We start from the raw sequence: 21,763 nt of genomic DNA, 5'->3' as shown, positions 1-21,763 counted from the left end.
CCCTGTCCGACGGCGCCCGGCCGGCCGACGCCATCCGCATCGGCTACCGGCCGACCGAGCCTGGCTTCCGGCGCCGCGACACGGACGAGATCGTCACCTCCGCCGACGCCGTCTGGTTCGAGCCGGACGGCACCGCCTGGGCCCTCGCCCCCACCCCTTCCCCGGAGACCCACCAGTGATCACGACCCTCCTCGACCACGTCGCCATCCGCACGGTCGTCATCCCCGTCATCGCCACGGCCTACGCCGCGACCATCCCGCCGAAGGAGAAGCCCTTCCCCTCGACCGGCGACCGCTTCCTCATGTCCGTGCGCGGGCCCGTCGCTGGTGGCCGCGCGGGATTCGCTCGGGTCTACGCCTCCCCCGCGGGCCGGGACCGCTGGACGACGACCGTGACGTGCGGGACCGTCGACGCGCGAGGCCGCGAGCGCATCGAGCTCCAGGCCCCCGGGGAGGCGTGGCGCGACCGGGACGGGCTCGGCGGGACATGGACGCCCCTGGGCGGCGGCGGCCGCTACGGAGAGCGCCAGCTACGCGTCTGGTCCGTCACGCGCCAGGACGGCCTCGACGTGACGGTGGCGATGGCCGGGCCGTGCCCCTCCGGCGCGGGCGACGTCTCTTCGGGCGACTGAGGCCCTCGTGCCCTGGCGCTAGGCACGGGATCCCCGATCATCCCCGGCGGAGGACCTCGCCATGGACCGGACGTGCGCGACGACATGGGCCCTGTGCGCCATCGGCCTGGCGGTCGCGGGATGGGCCGCCGTGCGACCGAGGCGACGGCGCCGGCGACCGCGGCGAGCCCGATCAGGGCGGCAAGGGGCTTCCGGCGCATCAGTCCGCGTCCCGCTCGGCATGGAGCCGGAACTCGCGCAGACGGTGCCTCAGGGTGCGGTGCAGGCGGGCGTTGGCGCGCTGGTAGTCCTCGGGCTCCCAGCCGGCGTAGAACTCGGTCTCGGTCGCGACCGGGACGAAGAACAGGAGCCGGTCGCCGGAGACCCGCGCCACGGACGCGGTCGCCGTCAGCTCGTGCCCGTCCGGGACGGCCCGGCAGGTTTCGTCGCCGATCTTCACCAGGCTGAAGTAGAGGCGGCTCGCGGGGACCATCAGGCGTCCCCCCGCGGAGGCTGGCAGGCATGGTAGCCCTTGCCGCGGACGACGGCGCGAAGGTCGCCCTCGGCGCGGGCGGTGGCGACGACGCAGTAGACGGCCTTCCGCGAGAGGCCGAGAACGGCGTCGATGGTGGTGGCGGACGCGTCGGGCCGGGACGACCAGGCGTCGAGCACGGCGTCGCGGTGGGGAGCCCGGGGCGCGCCCATTAGTGCACCGCCCCGGCCTTGGGGAGGACGAGGCCCTGCATGGCGAGGATCGGGTCCTACCCGAGGCAATCGCAGAACCAGAACAGGCGCTCGAAGCCCAGCCGGCGCAGGCGGTCCGGGCAGCGGCTCTTGATGTCGCTGAGGTCCCGGCGGAGCTGGCCGATGTTGCCCACGCTGTCGCCGAGGGCCACGCGGACCTGCTCGGTCGTCATCCGGGAGACGATGGGGGCGATGACGTTCGCCATCGCGACCCGCGCGCTCAGGCTCGACGGCGAGCGGCGCTTGCGCGGGTCGTCCAGCCGGTTCGGGGGCGCGCTAACGCCAAGGGCGGCGGTTTGATCTATGCAGGAACGCTGCGCGCGCGACCCGGATTCGCAAAGGGGAGCGCAACAGGATCGTGCGCGACCGCGTCGCTTTGCGCGGTCGAAACCATGCAGACGTCGGAAGGACGGGCTCGCCTAACCTTGGTAGCCCGTCCCCGGGGCGCGTCAGCCCCAGTAGCGGGCCGCGGCCTCCCACGACCACGGGGCGGGCGCCGGCAGGGCCAGCAGCCGCTCGCGCGCCCCGTCGAGGTCCCTGCTGGGTGGCCCGAGCGCGAGGATCACGAGGCTGTCCGCACGCTCCCGGGCATCGTCGTCGGGCTCGCCGGCGAGCAGTTGCCCGGCCGAGACGAGGGCGCGACGCGAGGCGCCACCCCGTTCGTCGTCCCAGGCCCCCAGGGCGGCGTACTCGCCGTCGCCGCGCCACCCTTTCAAGATCGCGCGAAGGGCAGCCTGGCCGGCGGCCGCAGCCGGCGGGGCCGGGAGCGGCGCGTGGTTCTCCGTCAGGTAGACCACGCGCCCGTAGCGGTACTGACGGCGACCGTGCGGGTTCACGGGACGGGCGCCGCCGTACCAGGCCTCAAGGGCTCGCTTGCGTGCAGCCTGGAGGGCGCGATGGCGAAGGAGGTCGTCGCTGACGTAGTTGATGACGAGGGCGCGGGTCATGCCGACACCTTCTCGGGAACAGAAACGCCCGCCGGGCCATAAGGCGCGCAGCGGGCGTTGTCGGGGAGGTAGGTGCCCTTCACCGTGACGCCACCAGTATAGACCTCCGCCTCGGGCGCCACAAGCGCGACGGTCGCCTCGCCGGAGGTATTTCCGCCCCTCACGCGTGAAGTACCCCGTGACGAACCATGTGAACGGCGCGGCTTGACCGGCTTGTCTGGGGCCGTGACCGTGCCGATGGCCTCGACGGCCTTGGCGTCACGCAGGGCGGTGTCGAGGTAGCGAGTGGTGACGCCGAGCCGGGCGGCGATGGCGGGGCGGTCAAGCCCCTCGTCGCGGCGAAGGCGTAGGGCCTCGGCCCCGACGGCGAGCCGGGCGCCCTGCTGGTCCGTGCGGGACCTGGCCCCCCGGGATCGGCGCAGGGTGGCTTGGCGGTCAGCGACGACGTCCCGCTTCCGCTCGGCGGTGACCAGAATGCGCAGGTCGGCGGCGCCCATCTCGGCCGGCTGGATCTTGAGGAGCTCGATCAGACGCTTCGGCCCCGGCCGGTAGCGGGGGTCGATCTCCTTCCCCAGCCAGAACTTGCGCTCGCCGTTTGCAGCGTCCCGGGCGGCCTTGCGGACGCCGCTGGTGCAGGCCAGGGCCTGCTCCTCGTCGAGCCCCCAGGCATGCGCCTGGTCGCGGACCCAACCGTCGAGGTCGCACGCCGGCATGACCCAGGCCTGCACCATCGTCGCCGCATAGGCCATCGTGGACCGGCCCGTGTCCTCGACCATCCGCTTCCCGTCGAACCGGTGGACACGCAGGCGCTCGACGTCGGCGGCAATGGCCCCCCAGTACGAGCGGCCGGTCAGGTGGCCGCCCACCCGCTCTCGCTTCTTGCGTGCCGGCGCGGCAGGGGCGGTCGTCGGGGCCACCTCCTCCTCCCGCCGGGCCCGGTCACGCCCGGCCTGCTTAGCGGCCCGCTTGGCGATGCCGTCGAGCTTCTCGACGACGAACAACTTCGCCTTGCGGCGCGAGATCGGCATGACGGCGGCGGCGAGCTCGTCGAACGTCCCCCGGCGGACGTCGGCGGTGTAGTACGGCCACATCATAAAGGCCGGGGCCTTGGCATTGGGATTGTAGCTGCCCGAGTACCGATAGAGGTGCGTCGGCGACATCCCGGTGGCGTCGTGACCGAGGTCCGCGAACGCGCGGTTCAGGGTGCGCTGGACGGCGCGCCACCGGGGCAGGACCTCGCGGGGCGCCACCTCGTAGAGCCACACGATGAGCATGCCCCTTCCGGACGACATGACGTAGCTCGGAGCCGGCCAGCCCTTCTCCTCGCAGCGGCGTAGGACGATGTCGAGCACGTCGTCCTTGGACAGCCCCGCGAGGCCCTGGACGCCGTAGTAGTCGAGGTCGATCCAGTTGGCGCAGATCGAGGTGACGTTGGCGTCCGACGCTTCTGGGACGGCCCCGCCCGGCTTCGGGTAGGGGAACGTGCAGAAGGTATGGAAGCTGAGCGCCGTGAGGGCGCTCACGACCGAGGCGTGCCCGTCGCGGATGCGCTTCACGCTGAACCGGCGCTCGCGGAACACGTACTTCGCCTTCCGGCCGATGCCGATGTTCACCCGGGCAGCGATGCGGATGACGCCGTGGCTACCGACGGAATGGATGAAGAGGAGGTAGTCGAGGGCAGTGAAGTAGCGGGTCTCGGATGCGGACGACCTATCCTGCACACAAGGTCGACACTATCCGGCACTGAGCGAGGAAGAACAGGACAGTGAGGGTCTGTCCAGTGAACGGCTCTGTCCCGTAATCGGTGGTAGCGCTCTGTGGTGATCGCTGGAGAAGGATGCGGTGGCGGAGCAGGGGAAACCCGGCTCGGCCGTGCATCTGCCTCACGATCTTCTTGGTTCGCGTGTTGACGCCCTCGGTGCGGCCGTTGTGGTGCGGGGTGGTGAGTCCGGCGTCGACGGCGGCGCGGTCGAGTTCGAGGCCGTTGCTGAAGGAGTGCAGGTGGGGCAGGTCGACGGAGCGAACTGACATGATCCAATCGGTGAGCTTGGCGTCGTTGCCCTCGGCCGGCGCCAGCAGTTGCGCGAACTCTCCGGTCAGACGGGCGAGTTCGGTCATCTCGGGGCATGCCGCGGTGAGTTCTCTCAGCAGTTCGGTGTCCTTGTCGCGCAGGTTCTCCGGGCGGCTGAGGAGGAGGCGGGCGAAGCGCCGCGGGGCGGTGACGGGTTTGTCGCCCTCGGCGCGGCCCTGGGTGATGTAGCGGACCAGGAGGTTCGCGCTGCCGGTGTAGCCGAGCTCCTTGATCTCGCGTAGGAGGTGGGTGACAGGCGCCGCGGGGTCCTCGGCCCGGCGCTGGCGCAGGTGGTCGCGGTAGGGATCGACCAGTGTGGGCTTGTAGCGGGGTGCGCGGCGCTCTGCGGTGGGCTGCTTCATGCGGGCGTACCGCTTGACGGTGTTCAGTGCGACGTCGAGGCGGCGGGCGCATTCAAGCAGCCCGACGCCCTGGTCGAGCAGGTCGCGGACCTGTTGCCAGCCCTCGCGGGTGGTCTGCTCGCGGACGCCTCCGGGCCTGGCGGGGTTCACGGAGGTGGCCCAGCAGGCGGTGTGGGAGCGGACCTCGGCCAGGACCTTCCCGCACAGGTTGCTCCACAAGTGCCACCTGTCGCTGACCTGCACTGCTTCGGGGAGGGCCTGGCGGATCGCCTCGCCATAGGAGCCGGAGCCGTCGCGGCAGACGTACTCGGCCCCGGGATGCTCGCGCAGCCACGTGACCAGGGTCTGGGTGGTGCGGTCGGGCAGGACGTCGATCCGCTCGCCGGTCTCGGCGTCGATGAGCACGGTCGCGTAACGCTGACGCCGGCGCAGGGCGAAGTCGTCGACGCCGAGCACGCGCGGGACACGCGGCGGCGGTACCGCCTGGCGCATGAGCAGGCGCAGGGCGGTCGAGCGGGAGATCGCACAGGCCAGCATGCGGGAGAGGCGGGCGCCCGCCCGGCCCGCTAACTCCTTGACGATCCCACCGAGTTGGTCGGCGAGACGGCGCGTGCGCCGCTGGTAGCGCTCGATCAGGCCGGGGACCTGCTCGCGGAACGTCTGCCGCGGGCAGCCCAGGGCCGGGCAGACCATGCGCCGGACCCGCACCGACGCCACGACCCGGCGCCCGTCAACCGGAACGTCCGCGACCACCCGCCCGTGGAAGGCATGCACCTGCCCTGTCGGCTGGCCGCACACCGGGCACGGCACCGGATCATCCCGGGTCCGAGCCGACACCCGGATGACCTCGCCCTCGTCCGCTACACCCTCAACGACGAGGGCCGACAGTCCCGAAAACACCACACACACAAGCTCGTTGACATCGCGCATGCCATGCCAACGACGGCCGTCACCCTTCGTTACCACCGGATACGGGACAGAGCCGTTCTTTTTACAGACCCGACAGTGACGGCGGTGACGGGCGAACGCACCGGTGAGAGGATCCAGGCCTGGATGGGTGACGGCCGTGGAGAAGGGGCTTCCCGAGGCTGTCCCGGAACCCCCTCCTCCACGGGCTACTCAGGTTGAACTCGCCTTGTCGTAGATGCTGACGGACCTTGATCCCTGCGGTATGACAGCAAGGTGCGATACGCGCACGGGGCGGGTCAACTGGTCAGGAGCAACAGCGTCGGGAGCCGGTGCGACTGGCAGACGCTAAGCGGTTCGAGCGGACGGCAATAACTTGGGGGGGCAGTGAATCGAACGCTTCAATGTGCGTGGGTGGTGGCCGTGCTGCTGGCGCTGTCGGGATGCACTTATGCCGAGCGCAGGGCCCGCCCCGCACCCACAGTCTCCGCCGCTCCCACAGTTTCCGCTGCGCCGTCGCCTCACCGGGTGGTTCTGCCCGAACCTGCCCCGGCATCAGCCCAATGGATCGCAGACATCGTGAGCAAGGACCCGGCTGTACCGTCCGGCTGCCCGGCACCTGAACTGTCGAACATGCTGGTCCTCGACTCCGTTGGCCAGGACCAGGCCGATATCGTCTTGCTGGCCGACGACCTCCACGTCTGCTTCGTGACGCTCAACCGCCAGTGGGACGGCGTTGTGCGGCCCGTGTTCCTGACCGACACCATCGACGACCTTGCTGCCAAGCTTCCACAGACAGTGTTCGTCGATATCGGCTCTGCTGACAAGCCGGACAATTTCGCCGTCCTCCTCGGGGCGGTCGGGCAGGTCACCATGCGGGGGGACACCTTCCACATTTACGGACCGCTGCACCAGAGCATGGTCGACCTCGGCAGTGGTCGACTCGCCACCTTCGTGCAATACCGTTTCGCTGTCCCTGCGCAGGGCGCCCAAATCGGCTCGGACCTGGCTCTGTGCACGGCATCAGGCGGCTGCCATCCGGTGGCGCCCGAGTGACCTCCGGGCGGTCGCCGAGCGTGGAGCCACCCTCCGGACCTCGGCTACTCAAGTGGACTCGTGATGTCGGCGGTCAGGGCGGGTCAATGATCAGTCCGGTCGCGGCCAGGCAGCCGTCGACGAGCTGCGGTCGGTACTGGATCTTCCGTAAGCCGCGCCTGACTGTCCGCACGAGGTGGTCGGGGTCGGCGAAGGCGACGTTGGCCAGGAATCCGCGTCGCAGTAGTGACCAGATGCCCTCGACCGGGTTGAGGTCGGGTGCGTACGGGGGCAGCTGGTAGACGGTGAGCCAGTCCTGCGCGGCGATGAACTCCTTCATGCCGGCGGCCAGGTGGGTGTTCAGGTTGTCCCAGATCAGGACGATCGGGCCGTCGAGCTGGTTGTGGGCCGCGACGATCAGGTCGCGGTAGTCGGTCCAGGCGAAGCTCTTGCGGCCCTTGGTTCTGCCCTGGCCGTCATCCAGCCGGGGCCGGTAGATCAGCCGGGACCGCTCTCCGGACTTGTAGCAGGTCAGGGCGGCGATCGAGACCCGTCGACGCGAGCGGCCCACGCACCCGGACAACGGGCGTTCGGCCACGGCGTCCCCAGGTGCGGGCCCGTGCCGGCGTCATCGAGACCCCGGCCTCGTCCTCGAACACCAGCCAGGCCCCGAGCGCCGCCACTAGGCTTTTACCTGCGGCCACACCTGCTTCTTCCACACCTCGACCGCCCCGTCGTCGCGTTCGATCGCCCGACGGACCGGCTGCTGGCACGACCACCCGTTGCGCCGCATCAGCTTCCACACGCCCTGGACGGTGTACGAGACGTGGAACCGCCGGCCGATCAGAGTCTTGATCCGCGCCAGCGTCCACCGCTGGTCCTCCCAACCGTGCGCCAGCGGCCCCTTCTCCAACTCCCGCTCCAGCTGGGCGAACTGCCGCTCACCGAGCCGGGACAGCGACTGCGGTCCCTTCGACTCCAAGCTGGCCGAACCGCCCTGCCGCCAGGACTGACGCCACCGCTCCACCGACCGCACCGTGACCCGGAGGTCAGCCGCGATCACCCTGTTGCCGTCACCGCATTCAAACCGCTCGGCCGCCTCAAGCCGCACCCGCTCCCGACGCTGTTGCTCCCGGGCAGTGAACCCGCCCCCCTGCGCGTATCGCACCCCGATGTCATACCGCAGGGATCAAGGCCCGTCACCGCCTACGACAAGACGAATTCAACCTGAGTAATCAGGTGATGGCGGTTTAGTTCAGGGCTTGTGCTTTTCGTAGCTGAGGTTCCACCGCTGGTTGGCCTGCAGGCCGGGGCAGTCCCAGATGCCGAGGCGGGTGCCCTGTTCGGTGTGCCATTCGGGGAGTTCGAGGCAGTGGCCGCCGGGGTTGTCGGCGGTGACGGTGGCAGGCACGTAGACGCGTCCATCGGGGCGGACGGCCCCTTTTCTGGCCGGTGTTGCCGACGCAGCGGGAAAGGATCAGGCCGGTACCGTTGGTGAGGGCGTTGCCCTTGGTGGAGACGCACCAGCTTCCGGAGCGGATGGTGCCGTCGGTGGCGAAGTTGAACCGCTGGTTGACGATTTGCCAGCAGGCGTAGGCGGCGACGTCGGTGCCTTCGTTGGGGCTGCCGATGGAGTCCATGCACTACCAGTCGACGAGCTGGGGATGGACGGTGACGCTGGAGTCGGAGTAGCCGGCGAAGGCCGCGGGGTCGAAGCTGTCGACCTTGCCCTTGACGCCGGTGGTGCTCTTGCCGGGGTAGACGGAGATCGAGTTGGTGGTGTCCATGGCCCACAGGTCGGGTGTGCCTCGTTGTTGAGGTTGCCGGCGCCGATGCTGGGGTAGTCGGCCGCCTTCAGCGCCTGGCCGACGGCGAGCTTGATCCCCTGGTCGGGCTTGGTGAGGGCGGTGTAGTCGACGGTCCCGTCGGAGTTCCACCCCAGCGGGTAGGCGTAGATGTCGCCGGTGGTGCGGTTGCGTGCCCAGACGGTGGCCTGGTTGGTGGGATCGGCGGCGCCGGGGGCGGCGGCGAGGCCGTTGAGCTGGAAGAGGTAGAGGTTGTTGTTCTCCAGGGAGAGGATGGAGGTCTGGGTCATCATAACCGTCAAGCGCGAGAGCTTCACGAGCTTTGCAAGCCAGGACGGGAGCCGCCCCACGCACATACAGTATGCATGCGTACCTTATGGCTGCTGTCTGCAACTTGGCAGGCGCGCACCATATCCCTACACGGAGAAGCCCCACCGAATCACGCTTCGATGGGGCTCCCCACAGGGCACTCAAAGGAGCCAGGCACCCGACAGGCCCCACAGATCAGATCGGAGACAAGTCCGCTCTTCGTCCAATAGCTTGTAGCGCGTGGTATCCATCATCGGCCACCTTGGCGAGAAATCGATCATGCCCCCCGTATGTGACCCCATCTGGCGCCATATACAGAAACAGGCTTCCGCTCGCCGAATAGCCGATGGGGCACAGCTGGCAGCCAAGCCTCTCCTCGTAATCCGCCACGAGCGACCGGGCCACCTGTCGCGCCGAAAATGCCCCAGAGACCAGGCATCCATGCGTTCCACCAACCGCCGGATGTCGAGGATAATCGAATTGAAGACCGCTACACTCCGCCATGAATTCTAGAACGGAGTCGGCAACAGTGTACCCCTCAGTCGACCACGCCTCGAGATCGCCCTGCAGATCGACGCACCGTCCGGGGAACCATCCAATTCCTTCCAGAAAGTCAATCAAATCAGCGTCCCTGGCTGGAAAGCCAAGCAAACCCATCAGTTCACCGCCTCACTTGCGCCGCCGCCACCCAACAGGAATCGACAATTGTCGCAGGATGGGAAATTCAATCCAGTTTTTCTGATGATGGTCGCATACTCAACCTCATCAAGGCGCGCCGTTGGCACCTTGAAGAGCAGATTATTGCAGGCATTGAATTCTGCACACTCACCAGCTGGCCATGATTCCAAGGACCCTCCATGGTGCTCCATCAAATCATCGAGGCGCGCGCTCAGTTGAGGATGAATATGTGCAGGTACCGCGCCACTCTCCCCATATGCCCACCCCCCCGTGTAGGCGTCACGGGCGACAGCCCCTGCAGTATTGGAAGTGGTTGATTTCGCCGATTCGGCCCTGGCCAAATCGTGCAGTTCACAGTTGTGGACCAGAACCGCTGCAGTCCCCGCCAGCACATAGTACGTGTGGAGCTGACTGACGGTCAGGTTGAAGGCAGGCGTCGGGTCGGTGTGATAGTTGCGGATCGATGCGACAGTGACCGTGTCGCCTGCGGATGTCAGGAGCTGGTCGCCAGCATGGAGGTCGGCTGCGTTGGTCCACCGCTTGGTGGTGACGTCCCAGTACGGGTGGTGTTGGGTTGAGGTTAGGGCGGTGGGGCCCTTGGGCTCCGTCGCCGGGTTCGCCTCTACTGAGGTGGTCAGTTGGAGGTCCGTGAAGTCCTTGTCATCGGGGGTGATGATGGTCTCTGTGACGTGCTCGCCGGTGGTCTTGCCAGTCTGAGGGTCGGTTGCAGTGACCTGGTCGCCAGCGGTCAGCTCGTCGATCGGCTTGGCGGTTCCGTCGGCGAGCAAGACCTTGGTACCGGCAGGAAAACTGTTGCACGACCACCGCCCGCCTGGTACGGACGCCTCCGGATTAGCGGCGTAGGCGTCACCTACCGCGGCGAGGAGGAACGCTCCCGAGCCAAAGTGAGCACTGTCAGTGTCGGCGCCATTGCGCTGGGCAAATTCCAAGTAGTGATCCAGCATGTCGGGGCCACGCGTGCCCCGCATCCACCTAACGGGTTTCGCCGCAAAGTTAACTAGTCCTACAACTGACGCACCGACACCCCAAAGGAAGTCCGAACCGGTGCCGTCGCCTCGGTTGGCCTTTGGATTACATCGCATATTGCTGCAATGGACTGCATACTGCTCACGGACTGTCTTGTGATATCTCCGGTACGTATACGCGGAGTATGCCTGGAACTGTTCCGCCTTTTTGTTCTCTTCTACAATCTGGTCGTAGTCGCGTCCCTTCTCAACTGGTGTGACTCCGCCACTGCATGCGTACATGCCGTTGCCGCACTCCTCGAAGTGCAGGCCGGAGGGATCGGAGAGGTTGACGGGGTTGTTGTTGCTGTAGGCGTAGGCGTTCCACTGCTGGGGGGATTCAAGGTCGACGATGGGGTCGGGGTTGAGGAAGCGCCCGGTGGCGGGTTGGTATTCGCGGGCGCCGAGGTTGGTGAGGCCGGTGGCGTCGTCCTTGGTGCCGCCGACGAAGCCGTGGTCGCCGGCCCAGGTGGTGGGCTGGGTGCCGCGGGGGTTGCCGAAGGGGTCGGCAGGACGCCGGCTCTCGGTCAGCGTGCTGCCGTCGAGCGCGAGGATCCCGGTGCCGTGGTGGTCGGCTATCTGGTAGGTCGTGTTGCCGCCTTGGCGGACCAGGGTGACGCCGCCGGGGATCTGGTAGTACCGGACGCCGGTGACGGTGTTGGTGCTGGTGTCGTAGACGAGTTCGTCGCCGCCGAGGTTGATGGTGGTCTTGCCGGGGTCCCGGCGGATGAGCTGGTTGCCGGTGACGTCGTAGAGGTAGGTGGTCGGTCCGGCGGTTTCTGTCTTGGTGTAGGAGGCGAGCTTGTTCTCGCTGTTCCAAGCGAGGGTGGCGGTGCCGGAGGTGTCGGTGACGGCGGTGGTGTTGCCTGCCGCGTCGTATTGGGCGCTGCTGGCGGTGGTGCCGGTTGGCGCCTTGGTGGTGGTGCTGGTCAGGGCGTGCGGGCCGCCGGTGCCGCCGCCGGTGTTGGGAGCAGTGGTCGGGGTGTTGACCGTCCCGGTGGCCGGGAAGGTCTGGTTGGTGGTGGTGTCCTTGGCGGTGTCACCGGACGGGTCGTGCTGGACGAGCTGGGTGCGGTTGCCGGTGAGGTCGTAGCCGTAGCTCTGCCAGTAAGCGGCGGGGCCGCCGACCGTGGTCCTGTTCGGGGCCTGGGCGCTGCTGGTCGGCGTCGCATTGGCGCAGGCGCCGATGCCCCCGACTGTGGGCTGCGGGGTCTGGGTGAGCGTGCCGGTGTCCGACCAGGCGCTGGTCAGCCGGCCGAGGTAGTCGTAGCCGAAGCACTGGAGGTCGGTGGACGACGGGGTGTTGTCCGGGATGTTGCGGACGGCGGTGAGCTGTCCGGCGGCGTTGTAGGCGTAGGTGAGCTGCTGAACGGCGCCGGTGGAGGCGGTCTGCTTGTCGACGAACTGCGACAGCGGTCGGCCGCTTGATTCGTCATAGGTGTTGGTGACGACGATCTGGGTGCCCCACGGGTTCACCGTGGCGCGGATGCTGCGCCCGTAGGCATCCCAGTCGGAGGACAGGTCGTAGGTGTCGCCTCCGCGGGCGCCGAAGGTGCTCAGCGGGCCGTACTCGTCGTAGGTGTAGTCGACCGTCTCCGCCGCGATGTCGCCGACGGCTGAGCGGTTGTCGGCGGTCAGTGCGCCGGTGATGGGGTCATAGGTTGCCTGGTAGGTGTAGGTGAACGGGGTGGTGCCCTGGCCGATTTCGGTGCCGGGGATCGTGGTGGTGGTCTTGGTCGGGTGGTAGGCGGTGTCGTAGGCCAGCACGGAGCTGGTGTAGGTGATGCCGGAGGCGCCGTTGACGTAGCGCGTGGAGGTGGCGGGCTTGCCCTTGACGACGGTGTCGTAGGTGGAGCCGGTCAGCTGGTGGTCCGGGCTGACCGTGCCAGCGTAGGTGCCCGTCGCTCGGCCGAGCAGGTCGTAGGTGTAGGCGATTGTCTGGTTACGGGCGTCCGTGGACGAGGCCAGCCGGCCCGCGGCGTCGTAGGTCTTGGTAGCGGTGCCGGTGTCCGGGTCGGCGGTGGTGACCTCGCGGCCGCGCTGGTCGTAGCCGTGGGTCCAGGTGTTGCCCGCGGCGTCCTTCTGCGTGGCGAGGTGGCCGTTGGCCGTGTAGGTGTAGGAGGTCACGTCCGCGTCGGCCGGGTTTCCGGTGGCGGTGGCGCTCTTGTACTGCCACAGCTGGGCCTTGTGGCCGCGCGCGTCACTGACGGTCGAGGTCGGTGTGGCGCCCGTAGGGGGCGTGATGTCCGTTCGGTCGACGCCGGGGTAGGCGGTGGTGGTTGCGGACTGGACCACGCCATAGGCGACGAACTGCGTGGTCACCGGGCGGCCGAGACCGTCGTAGACGTTGTAGGTCTGTGCCGGGACCTTCTGCGTGGTGGTCAGGAACGGTGTGGTGCTGGGCGCGGTGTCGTCGTTGTACCAGGGATTGTTGCTCCTGGTGACCCGGCCCTGGGAGTCGTACACCGTGTCGGTGATCAACCGGCCCTTGTAGGCGGAGAGCGCCGGTGTGGACTGGGTCTGAACGGTCCGTCCCTCGCCGTCCATGATAGCGATCTTGACGGCGTAGGCGCCGCTCGCAAGCAGGTCGGAGGAGGTCACCGTCGAAGGAACGGCGTTGCCGTTGAGCACCCCTGGAAGCGAGTAGGCGAACGTCTTGTTGGCGCTCTCCGTGGTGGCACGGCCCGGTAGCCAAACGCTGGTTGCCCGGCCGAGTGTGTCGTAGGCCTGGGTGGTCGAGCGGCCGTTGGGGTCGGTCACGGTCAGCGGCAGTGCACGTGCGCTGTCGTAGGTGGTGGTGGTGACCCGGCCGGTGGCGGCGTCGCTGGCACCGGCCGGCGCTGGGCTGGTGACGGTGACACTGCGGGGCAGTTCACCCGCGGTTGCCGCTGTGTAGGAGGTGGTGACGGTCGCACCGGCCGGGTGCGCGCTGTCGGTGGCGTTGGGGTCGGTCGTGCTCGTGGTCCGCCCGTAGGTGTCGTACGTCGCGTTGGTCGTGCTGAACTGCGGGGCGCCGGAGGCGTCGAAGTGGTCGAGAGTCAGTGTGCTGGTCGCGTCGTGCGCGGATCCGAGTTGTCCGAAGGCCTGGCCGTCGTACAGCGTCCGGGTCCACGAGAGGGTGTTGGTCGCTGTGGGCGTCGCGGTGCAGGCGTTTGCGCCGGTGACGGCTATCGACTCAGACTCCACTTCCAGGACCTGGGGGTCCGTCCCGGTGGCGTAGTTGGTGCGGGTGCAGATGTCCGGAAGGTCGTCGGCAGTGTCGAGCGAGGTGCTGACACGGTTGCCGTGCGAGGGGTCGGTCGTCGTGGTCGTGGTGTTGGCTCGCCAGGTTCCGTCGGCCTTGAGCGTCTTCACCGTGCTCACGGTCGTCGCGGGTGTGTACCGGGCTGTGAGTGCGGGTCGGCCGTTGCCCTGGTTGTGGGTGGCGGTCGTGACCCGGTCGCCGCTGGAGGACTTCACCGTGTAGCTGGTGACGCTTCCTGCGGCGTCGGCGCTGGTGTAGGTGTCGCTCTCGCGGGTCTGGCCGGAGAGCCAGTCGGAGTCGGTGGCCTGTCCTCCCATCGGGCCTGCGACCCGGACGCTGCGGGCGGTGCCGTTGGCCTGCAGGTCACCGTCCATGCCCTGGTAGAAGGTGGTCGACTTCTTGGTCTGCGGGCCGTCGTTGCCGCTGCCGGACACCTCGGTGACGGAGGCGTAGCCGCGGAACTGGTCCCACGTGCGGACCTTGTCGTCGGTGGTGGCGGAGTCGTTGCGGTGCCAGGCGGCCTTGCCGTAGTTGTAGTTGGTCACCATCGGGATGGATCCGGGTGTGCCGGGGTTCATGGTGACGCTGGCGACCGGGTACTTGAGGAACCAGTCGTCCACTGGGTTCGCACCGGCGACGGAGCCGGGCGGGTTCCACTTGACGTTGTAGCAGGAGAGCGTGTCGCTGTCGGCGGTGGCCGGCATGACGTTGTTGAGGCGTGAGCAGGCGGCGGGGGCGTAGTTGACGCCGATGGTGCTGCCGGTCTCGGTGGTGATGAGCTGGATGCGGGGCCGGTTGTAGGCCGGCGGCGCGGGAACCAGGTTGGTGCCGTCCACGCGGTTGGACAGCAGCTGTGCGGTGTAGGACACCGGTGGGAGCGTGACCGGGCCGCCGGTGGCCTGGGGGTCCTGGCCGGTGCGCTGGATCGAGGCGAGCCAGGGGACCTGGGTGTTCTCGGTGGCGTTCTGCACGTTGATGAACGTGTGGTTGAGCGTGTACGAGTCCACGGTCTGGTAGGTACCGTTGACTCGGACCTCCGTGGCGATGGACGCCAGCCACCTGGTGGTCCAGAACGTCGGCCCGTAGTTCGTGCACGGGCTGGTCGCGTCGCACTGCTGGTCCAGCGGGACGTCGGGCCAGTTCGCCGCGTTGACCGCGGTGCGCTGGGACGGGTCGCAGGCCGGGGTGGAGGTGACGCACCGCTCGGAGGTGTTGAAGACGATCTTCGCGGCAGGGTTGGAGGCGCCATTGTTGCTCAGCTGGTCCGTCAGGCGCTGGCCGTACCCGATGGTGGCGGGCACACCCGAGCGGGTGTAGGCGGTCCGTGTGCCAATGCCGTTGTTCTGGGCGCCCCCGCGGGCGTAGTAGTTCGTCTCGGGGGTGTAGGTGTAGGTGGTCAGGTTGCCGTGCGAATCCACGACGTAGTCGAGGTTCCAGCGCCACGCAGTCTGGCACCACGAGCCCTTGCCCTTGGCCGGGTCGTAGCACGGGTCGCCGCTGTTCGGCGAGTAGACTGGGACGGTCCACGTCGAACCGCTGTCCGCGCCCAGGGTCGTCGGGTTGCCGTTCGCGTCAGGCAGGTGGTTCAGGCCGAAGTAGGACGCCGTTCCATCGGTGTCGGTGACCTTGATGTAGGAGCCGTTCCAGGTGCCATTGGTCGCACCGGTCAGGAACTGCACCTTGGTACCGTCGTCGTCCTTGAGATGCCAGGTGCAGGCTGCCTGTTCCATCGCGGCGGCGGCGCCGGACTGGCAGGAGGCGTCGTTCTGCACCAGTTGCCCGGAGTGGCCTCCCATCGACAAGGTGAGGTTCGCGCCGCTCCAGCACTGGTCGCCGGAGTTCGTGATCCCGCCCTGTGAACACGGTTTGAACGACCGCTCCACGAAGCCGGTGCTGTAGTCCCAGCCGTCGCCGATCCAGGAAGCCTGCGCGTTCGTCGACGAAGTCAGGCCGTCAACCGAGGCCGAGTTGTAGGACAGGGCCACCTTCGGGCCCGCGCTGGCGAGCGCTGGCGGCATCTGTACGGGGTATCCGTAGGTGAAAGCGCCGGAAGAGCCACCTGCGGTCCAGGCCTGGGAGGCCCCGAGCGGGGTCGCCGCGTAGGTGCCGGCCCCACTCGACGCCCCCGACACCACACCGACGGTGGTGGAGGTGGTGGTGGAACCCGCGTACACCGCCCGGGCCACCCCAGGATCGGCGGCGTCGGTCGCGGTCTTGCTGGCCGGGGTGGCCGTTACCTGGGCGGTGCCCGTCCCGGTCAGCGGGACGTCGGCGTCGAGCTTCTTGGTCGACGGGTCGTAGTGCGATTCGAGCGGTGTCTGCTTCTGGCAGTCCTGTGCTTGCGGTGTCGTCGTCGCGCAGCCCGGCAGGACCACGAGGTGGGCTCGGGCGGCCCAGTTCGCGCCGAACGCGGCGTCCAGGCTCGATGCGTCGATGCCCAGGCGCACGGGGGCGTCATCGCCCGTGCCGGGGCGGGTGAGGGTCACGGCGACGCCGGGGATTCCGGCGGAGGCCGATGTCTTGGTGTCGGCGACCTCGATCTGGATCGTCTGGCCGGCGGCCGACGAGCCGGCCAGCGGCGCGATGGTGACCGGAAGGCCGGCGGCCTTGGCCTCGTCGCCGGCCTGTGGCTTCTCGCCGTCGGCCAGGGGGTGGGCCTGGGGTGCGGTGCCGAGGTTGACCGCGGCGTGGCCGCCCGGGAGCGGTTTCGGGTTCTTCGGCGGTGTCCAGGTCGGCGGCACCGGGTGTTCCGGCTTCGGTGCCGGGACCGGTGCGGCGTTCTGGCCCGTGATCGAGGGCGTCTTGGGCAGGGCGGTGTTCGGCGGCGACCACTTGCGGGAGTAGTCCGGCTGGTCCGCTGCTGCCGCGATGGGCAGGGGTGCGAGCATCGACCCGAGGACGGCGGCCGTTGTTACGGCAGCCAACCGGGCTCGTAGTCTCCTTCCCCTGCCCTTTTTGCTCTCGAAGCCTGACTTCCTCTTGAATGACACGCTTTTGCATCCCCCCAGCAGATTGGGCCCCCCGAATACGGGAGCCGAGTCCTGTATCCGAACCGCCGGATGCTAACGGATGTTGATGACGGACAGTCAAGACCCGGTGACAGGTGAGTCTTCTCACGGTGGTCTACGAACCGACCAATTCACTGCAAGCCGGACCTTCGTTACCGAATCACACTGGCCGATGTCCGACCCTCCCCATACGGTGCCCCTGACCTGTGCCCCATGCAGGTCTTCCCGTTTTAATTGGGGGGAGATTCCCGTTTTGAACACAAAGTACCGTCACGACGGTGCACCGCTGAGGGCATTGACCGCGACTGCGGTTCTGATGCTCACCGCCGGCCTATCGGGCCAAGCCGCCCGCGCCGCCGACGCGCCGGCGGTCCCGTCCCAGGCCACCATCACCGCCGCCACCGCGAAGCACCTGCAGGAGCGCCCGCCGGCCACCGCCACCGAGAAGGCCATCGCCGAGGCCAAGGCCACGCAGAAGAACGTCCCGATCGAATCGCTCACCACCGAGTTCAGCGAGACCGTGGCCACGCCCGAGGGCCACCTCGCGCTCACCAGCCACCAGGAGCAGCAGCGTGTGCGCCGTGGCGGGGTTTGGCAGGGGCTGGATGCCACGCTGGCGGCCAATCAGGACGGGACGTTCTCTCCCAGGTCCGCTGCGGGGCAGCTGGTGCTGTCCAAGGGCGGGAGCGGGCCGCTGGCGACCATGACCAGCGCGGACGGCAAGAAGCTGGCGTTGTCCGCCCCGTTCGCGCTTCCCACACCCACCGTCAGTGGCGACAGCGTGGTCTACCCGTCGGTCGCCCCTGACATCGACCTGAAGGTCACCGCTACCAAGCTCGGCGGTCTGACCACGGTCCTGGTCGTCAAGACCCAGGCTGCCGCGAGCAACCCCGTGCTGAAGAACCTGCACTTCGACACCACCACCGACGGTGTGACGGTCAAGAGCGACGAGCACGGCAACATCACCGCCGCGGGCACCGACGGCAAGCCACGCTGGATCGCCCGCACACCTCAGATGTGGGACAGCACCACCACACCCGCCACGAGCACCACGACACCCGCGGCCAAGTCCGCCCTGACGTCTCCCGCGGCCGCCGCCGACGCACCCACGCCCGCTACCCCGGACCCGGGCAAAGCCGCTGCCGCCGGTTCCGACACCGGCCCCGGGACGGCCTCCAAGGTCGCCACCATGCCGGTCAGCGCAGGCACTTCCGGTATCGACCTGACGCCCGACCAGGACCTCCTGGCCCACGGCACCGCGCCCTACTACATCGACCCTGCCTTCCTGCCCTGGACCCAGACCGGCAACTCCTGGACCTGGGTCCAGTCCGCCCACAACGGCTCCAACAACTGGCTGCGCCAGGGCAGCGCGGACGCCGACCACCCCGGCGCCGGCGTCTGCGGCTACTACTCCCACGGCGGCAGCTGCTCCCCCGCCGACAAGGAACGCAGCTTCTACCAATTCGACATCAGCGCCCTCAACGGGGCGATCGTCCACTACGCGACGATGAACATGCAGGAGTACGTCTCCGCCGACTGGTCCTGCACCACCAAGTACCCGCTCAACCTCTACGTCACCGGGCCGATCGGCAACGGCACCACCTGGTCCAACCAGCCCGCACAGGTGAGCGGCCCGCTCGGCCAGACCGCCATGGTCGGTGGATCGGGCGGCGCCGCGTGCCACGACAACGTGCCGTTCCAGTTCGACATCACCGGCACGATGCGCCAGTACACCAACAACGGCCAGCTGACCTTCGGCCTCTACGGCGACGAGAGCAACCAGAACGCCTTCAAGCGCTTCACCTACCAGCCCACGCTGTACATCGAGTACGACCGCGTACCCAACACCCCGACCAGCCCGGGCGTGTGGCCCGCGCCCCGGACCGTCAGCCCCGCGGCCACCAACCAGGCCTGCGGAGACGGCAACACCGACAACTGGGCCTGGCTCGGAGCCGGCTCCGACCAAGACAACGCCGTCTGGCTCAACGCCACCGTCACCAGCCCCACCCAGGCCCAGGTCGCGACCTGGGACCACATCTGGGACTACAACCTCCCCGGCGTCCCCGACGTCAAGAGCGACGTCACCGCCTTCGTCAACAGCGGCGGCGCCACGAGCTTCCAGATCCCCGGCAGCGTCATCCAGGACGGCCACGCCTACGGCTACGCCATGATGGCCACCGACCAGCTGGACGGCGTGCCCTGGTCCCCCTCCACCCCGGCCTGCTACTTCAAGGTCGACCTCACCCCGCCGACCGTCACCTTCCCCACCACCGTCAGCGACACCACCACCCAGTTCCCGCCCAGCGGCAACGGCCAGACCCCCCAGATCTACGCCGGCCAGAGCGGCGGCGTCCCCTTCACCGCCGCAGACGCCGCCCCCAGCGGCGGCTACGCGTCCGGCGCGGTCTGCCTGCGCTGGAGCTTCGACCCCCAGCTGGTCGACGCCACCTGGCAGTGCGGTGGCTCCATGCCCTCCGGCCAGATCCCGGTGACCGCCGGGCGCTGGGGCACAAACGTCCTCTACGTCCAGGCCGAGGACAACGCCGGCAACCTCTCACCCGTCGCGCAGTACGCCTTCTACGTCCCGTGGAACCCCAACAGCCCCGCACCGACCTTCGGCGACGTCACCGGAGACGCCCTGCCCGACATCGTCACCGCCGACCCCAACGGCGACCTGCGGGCGTACAACATCGCCGCGACCGCGCCCAAGGCCCCGCTCGCCGCCCCGATGGCCAAGTCCCCCGGCGGCGACTCCTGGGCCAACTACCGCCTCACCCACCGCGGCAGCCTGCGCGGCGGGATGAACGTCGACGACCTCATCGTCCACAAGGACGGCGACCAGAAGCTCTACTTCTACAAAAACCCCGGCAACACCGGCGTCACCGGTGCCTTCGACACCCACAGCACCCTGGCCAAACCCGCCTGCGACCCCAAACTGACCGACTGCACCGGCTACAACACCGCCGACTGGTCCACCACCCTGCAGATCGCCGCCAGCGGCGACCCCAGCACCACCAACCTCAACACGAACAAGAAGTTCCTCAACCGCACCGGCCTGTTCACCGTCGAGAGCAGCCCGGACGGAACCGGCGCCCTCTGGTTCTACCCCAGCATCGGTGATGCCAAGTTCGGCTCGCCCACCAAGCTCGCCGCCGCCAATTGGAGCGGCTGGGACCTCATCTCCCCCGGCGACTGGGCCGGCCAGGGACACCCCGGCCTGTGGGCCCGGAACCAGAGCACCGGCGACCTGCGCGGCTGCACCTTCACCACCGGCACCATCACCCTCACCGACGAATTCGACAACAGCACCACCTACCCCACTCTCACCGGCATCGCCACCGACACCAAGATCGGCTGGGACATCCCCGCCGCCGACTGGCCGCTCATCGGATCCGACGGCGACCTCACCGGCACCGGCACCCCCACCCTGTGGCGCATGACTCCCAACGGAATCGTCCAAATCTTCACCGGCCACTCCACCACCACCGACCCCTACTACACCTGGACCACCGGACCGACCAGCGTCCTGACCACCTAGATGAATGATGCGAAGGGTTAGTGGTCGTAGGCGGTCAGGGAGCGCATGACGGGCTGGCCGGTGTGGTCGTTGTGCCAGATTGCGCTGGTCAGTGCGAGGACGCGTTGCAGGACGCGGACCATGACCCCGCCCGGGGTGCGGCCCTGGTGGCGTTCGAGGTCGAGCTGGGCCTTGAAGGTCTGGTTGACGGACTCGATGATCTGCCGCAGTGGCTTGAACAGGGCGGATCTGGCCCGCAAGGGCTCGCCCTTGCGGGCCGGCCGCAGCAGCTGCACTCCCCACTCGGCGAGTTCGTGTTCGAAGGCGCGGCCGTAGTACTGCCGGTCGCTGATGAGGGTCTGGCCCGGTCGGGAGGCCGCGAGGTCGGGCTCGGCGTGGAGCATGCCGAGCAGGGTCTCGCGCTCGTCCGCCTTCGCGCCGGTCAGCGCGAAGGCGATGGGCAGCCCGTGCAGGGTGCACAGCAGGTGCAGGCGCAGGCCCCCAGAAGAACCGGGAGTGGCTGGCGCAGTAGCCGTATTCGGCCCATCCGGCCAGGTCGGAGCGTTTGGCCGTCTCGCGCGAGCGCCCGCACTCCACCGGTGTGGAGTCGACGACCCAGACGGTGTCGGTCCACAGCGAGGTGTCTCGGGCGAGGAGGCGGTTGACCTGTGCGATCAGGTCGGCGGCCTTGCGCAGGCGCCGGTTGTAGCCGGACTGGCCGGGCAGGTAGGGGAACAGGTGCCGCAGGTGGGATGAGGCGTGGCGGATCCAGCGGCGCTCGGAGGTGAATCCGAGCAGGGCCTGCATCACCGCGAGGGTGACCAGTTCGGCGTCGCTGAGCCGCGGCTTGATGCCGATCTCGGGACGCCACGGCGCCAGATGCGGCGATTCCTTCAGCAGATCGTCGGTCTTCACATAGAGTGCGGTCGCGAGGGAGTCCAGATCAGGCGTCACAACCGATCTTTGGACTCCCTCGCTTCATGTCATGCGCGCCAGCGAGCCCTTGGCATCAATCATCTAGCCGACAACAGCCCCGTCACCTTCGCCGCCCAGAGCGGCAAATGCATCGACATCAACGGCGGCAGCTCCGCGCCCGGCACCGCCGTCCAGCTCTGGGACTGCAACGGCAGCACCGCCCAGAAGTGGTCCACTCCCGTCCGAAACCAAGGCCGGGACGAAGCACTGAAGTAACCAAAGGTGGCCCCGACCGATCTCGACCGGGGCCACCTCGCGCTATAAATCACGCTGGCGCCCCCACAGCTCAACCGCAGGGTCGAACGCTCACACCGCATCGACGCCGAGGGGTTCTACCGCGTGCCGTCACCAGCGTTTGCGCTGTTCAGGCCCGCGTCAGCGTCAGCCGGAAGCGGAGCGGCGAAGGTGCGCGATGCTGAGCGTCCGGACGTGATCCCCTTCGGCATCGCCTCGTTCCGGCTCGCGGGCTTCATCCTGTGGCCGTTCGGACGGACGGCGGTGGAGCGGCCGGACGCCGGGGCGGCGTC

At 68.4% G+C, this 21,763-nt stretch carries 14 protein-coding genes and 4 pseudogenes; 5 read left to right on the top strand and 13 right to left on the bottom strand.

The window, feature by feature from the left end; translation table 11 throughout:
• Positions 1-175: 175 nt before the first annotated feature.
• Positions 176-631 (top strand): hypothetical protein, encoded by a 456-nt coding sequence (locus tag ABTY56_RS37355; protein WP_108939643.1) that lies wholly within the window; start codon positions 176-178, stop codon positions 629-631.
• Positions 632-830: 199 nt separating this feature from the next.
• Here the strand turns inward: ABTY56_RS37355 and ABTY56_RS37350 are convergent, their stop codons facing one another.
• The 6 genes and pseudogenes from ABTY56_RS37350 to ABTY56_RS37325 form a co-directional block, all read right to left on the bottom strand.
• On the bottom strand, positions 831-1,103 hold the full coding sequence (locus ABTY56_RS37350) for a hypothetical protein (protein WP_108939642.1): 273 nt from the start codon (positions 1,101-1,103) through the stop codon (positions 831-833).
• The gene (locus ABTY56_RS37345; RefSeq protein WP_108939641.1) at positions 1,103-1,315 is read right to left on the bottom strand and encodes a hypothetical protein; all 213 of its coding nucleotides are present in this window, start codon (positions 1,313-1,315) and stop codon (positions 1,103-1,105) included. Before ABTY56_RS37345 ends, ABTY56_RS37350 begins: the two co-directional genes overlap by 1 nt.
• 56 nt (positions 1,316-1,371) lie before the next feature.
• Complete coding sequence (locus tag ABTY56_RS37340; protein ID WP_350634152.1) at positions 1,372-1,527, bottom strand: hypothetical protein; 156 nt, start codon at positions 1,525-1,527, stop codon at positions 1,372-1,374.
• Between the two features lie 276 nt (positions 1,528-1,803).
• Complete coding sequence (locus ABTY56_RS37335; RefSeq protein ID WP_350634151.1) at positions 1,804-2,301, bottom strand: hypothetical protein; 498 nt, start codon at positions 2,299-2,301, stop codon at positions 1,804-1,806.
• Positions 2,298-4,022, bottom strand: a complete 1,725-nt coding sequence (locus ABTY56_RS37330; RefSeq protein ID WP_350634150.1) for a hypothetical protein — start codon at positions 4,020-4,022, stop codon at positions 2,298-2,300. The genes ABTY56_RS37335 and ABTY56_RS37330 overlap by 4 nt, the downstream gene beginning before the upstream one ends.
• Before the next feature lie 109 nt (positions 4,023-4,131).
• Positions 4,132-5,664 (bottom strand): annotated as a pseudogene (locus ABTY56_RS37325) (ISL3 family transposase); the annotation flags it as partial.
• Between the two features lie 555 nt (positions 5,665-6,219).
• Between ABTY56_RS37325 and ABTY56_RS37320 the strand changes: the two are divergent.
• On the top strand, positions 6,220-6,696 hold the full coding sequence (locus tag ABTY56_RS37320; RefSeq protein ID WP_350634149.1) for a hypothetical protein: 477 nt from the start codon (positions 6,220-6,222) through the stop codon (positions 6,694-6,696).
• A gap of 73 nt (positions 6,697-6,769) precedes the next feature.
• Here the strand turns inward: ABTY56_RS37320 and ABTY56_RS38965 are convergent.
• The 6 genes and pseudogenes from ABTY56_RS38965 to ABTY56_RS37285 form a co-directional block, all read right to left on the bottom strand.
• Positions 6,770-7,843, bottom strand: a pseudogene (locus ABTY56_RS38965) (IS630 family transposase).
• 87 nt (positions 7,844-7,930) lie between these two features.
• Positions 7,931-8,086 (bottom strand): ricin-type beta-trefoil lectin domain protein, encoded by a 156-nt coding sequence (locus ABTY56_RS37305; protein ID WP_350634154.1) that lies wholly within the window; start codon positions 8,084-8,086, stop codon positions 7,931-7,933.
• A gap of 46 nt (positions 8,087-8,132) precedes the next feature.
• Positions 8,133-8,315, bottom strand: a pseudogene (locus ABTY56_RS37300) (ricin-type beta-trefoil lectin domain protein); the annotation flags it as partial.
• A 3-nt stretch (positions 8,316-8,318) separates the two neighbouring features.
• Entirely contained in the window at positions 8,319-8,462 is a 144-nt protein-coding gene (locus ABTY56_RS37295) for a hypothetical protein (RefSeq protein WP_350634147.1), read from the bottom strand.
• Between the two features lie 522 nt (positions 8,463-8,984).
• Positions 8,985-9,446 (bottom strand): SUKH-3 domain-containing protein, encoded by a 462-nt coding sequence (locus ABTY56_RS37290; RefSeq protein ID WP_350634146.1) that lies wholly within the window; start codon positions 9,444-9,446, stop codon positions 8,985-8,987.
• Entirely contained in the window at positions 9,446-16,624 is a 7,179-nt protein-coding gene (locus ABTY56_RS37285) for an RHS repeat-associated core domain-containing protein (protein ID WP_350634145.1), read from the bottom strand. The genes ABTY56_RS37290 and ABTY56_RS37285 overlap by 1 nt, the downstream gene beginning before the upstream one ends.
• Positions 16,625-17,039: 415 nt before the next feature.
• Between ABTY56_RS37285 and ABTY56_RS37280 the strand changes: the two genes are divergently transcribed.
• Complete coding sequence (locus ABTY56_RS37280; RefSeq protein ID WP_350634144.1) at positions 17,040-20,282, top strand: hypothetical protein; 3,243 nt, start codon at positions 17,040-17,042, stop codon at positions 20,280-20,282.
• A gap of 17 nt (positions 20,283-20,299) precedes the next feature.
• Here ABTY56_RS37280 and ABTY56_RS37275 read toward each other — a convergent pair.
• Positions 20,300-21,215: pseudogene (locus tag ABTY56_RS37275) on the bottom strand (IS982 family transposase).
• Between ABTY56_RS37275 and ABTY56_RS38960 the strand changes: the two are divergent.
• Positions 21,141-21,452 carry a ricin-type beta-trefoil lectin domain protein gene (locus ABTY56_RS38960; protein ID WP_502893269.1) on the top strand — a complete coding sequence of 104 codons (312 nt, stop codon included), beginning with the start codon at positions 21,141-21,143 and terminating at the stop codon, positions 21,450-21,452. The pseudogene ABTY56_RS37275 and the gene ABTY56_RS38960 sit on opposite strands and share 75 nt — an antisense overlap.
• Positions 21,453-21,641: 189 nt before the next feature.
• A partial coding sequence (locus ABTY56_RS37265) for a YccF domain-containing protein (protein ID WP_350634153.1) occupies positions 21,642-21,763 on the top strand: 122 nt, incomplete at its 3' end.

This window comes from Kitasatospora sp. NPDC097691, assembly GCF_040302665.1.
GTDB lineage: Bacteria > Actinomycetota > Actinomycetes > Streptomycetales > Streptomycetaceae > Kitasatospora.
This window is presented reverse-complemented; position numbering and strand designations above follow the sequence as displayed.

What these genes read in the sequence shown, in the direction of transcription:
- ABTY56_RS37290 (WP_350634146.1), bottom strand. Translation starts at nt 9,446, where the DNA reads ATGGGTTTGCTTGGCTTTCCAGCCAGGGACGCTGATTTGATTGACTTT.
- ABTY56_RS37285 (WP_350634145.1), bottom strand. Translation starts at nt 16,624, where the DNA reads ATGCTCGCACCCCTGCCCATCGCGGCAGCAGCGGACCAGCCGGACTAC.
- ABTY56_RS37345 (WP_108939641.1), bottom strand. Translation starts at nt 1,315, where the DNA reads ATGGGCGCGCCCCGGGCTCCCCACCGCGACGCCGTGCTCGACGCCTGG.
- ABTY56_RS37335 (WP_350634151.1), bottom strand. Translation starts at nt 2,301, where the DNA reads ATGACCCGCGCCCTCGTCATCAACTACGTCAGCGACGACCTCCTTCGC.
- ABTY56_RS37350 (WP_108939642.1), bottom strand. Translation starts at nt 1,103, where the DNA reads ATGGTCCCCGCGAGCCGCCTCTACTTCAGCCTGGTGAAGATCGGCGAC.
- ABTY56_RS37295 (WP_350634147.1), bottom strand. Translation starts at nt 8,462, where the DNA reads ATGGACACCACCAACTCGATCTCCGTCTACCCCGGCAAGAGCACCACC.
- ABTY56_RS38960 (WP_502893269.1), top strand. Translation starts at nt 21,141, where the DNA reads ATGCGGCGATTCCTTCAGCAGATCGTCGGTCTTCACATAGAGTGCGGT.
- ABTY56_RS37340 (WP_350634152.1), bottom strand. Translation starts at nt 1,527, where the DNA reads ATGACGACCGAGCAGGTCCGCGTGGCCCTCGGCGACAGCGTGGGCAAC.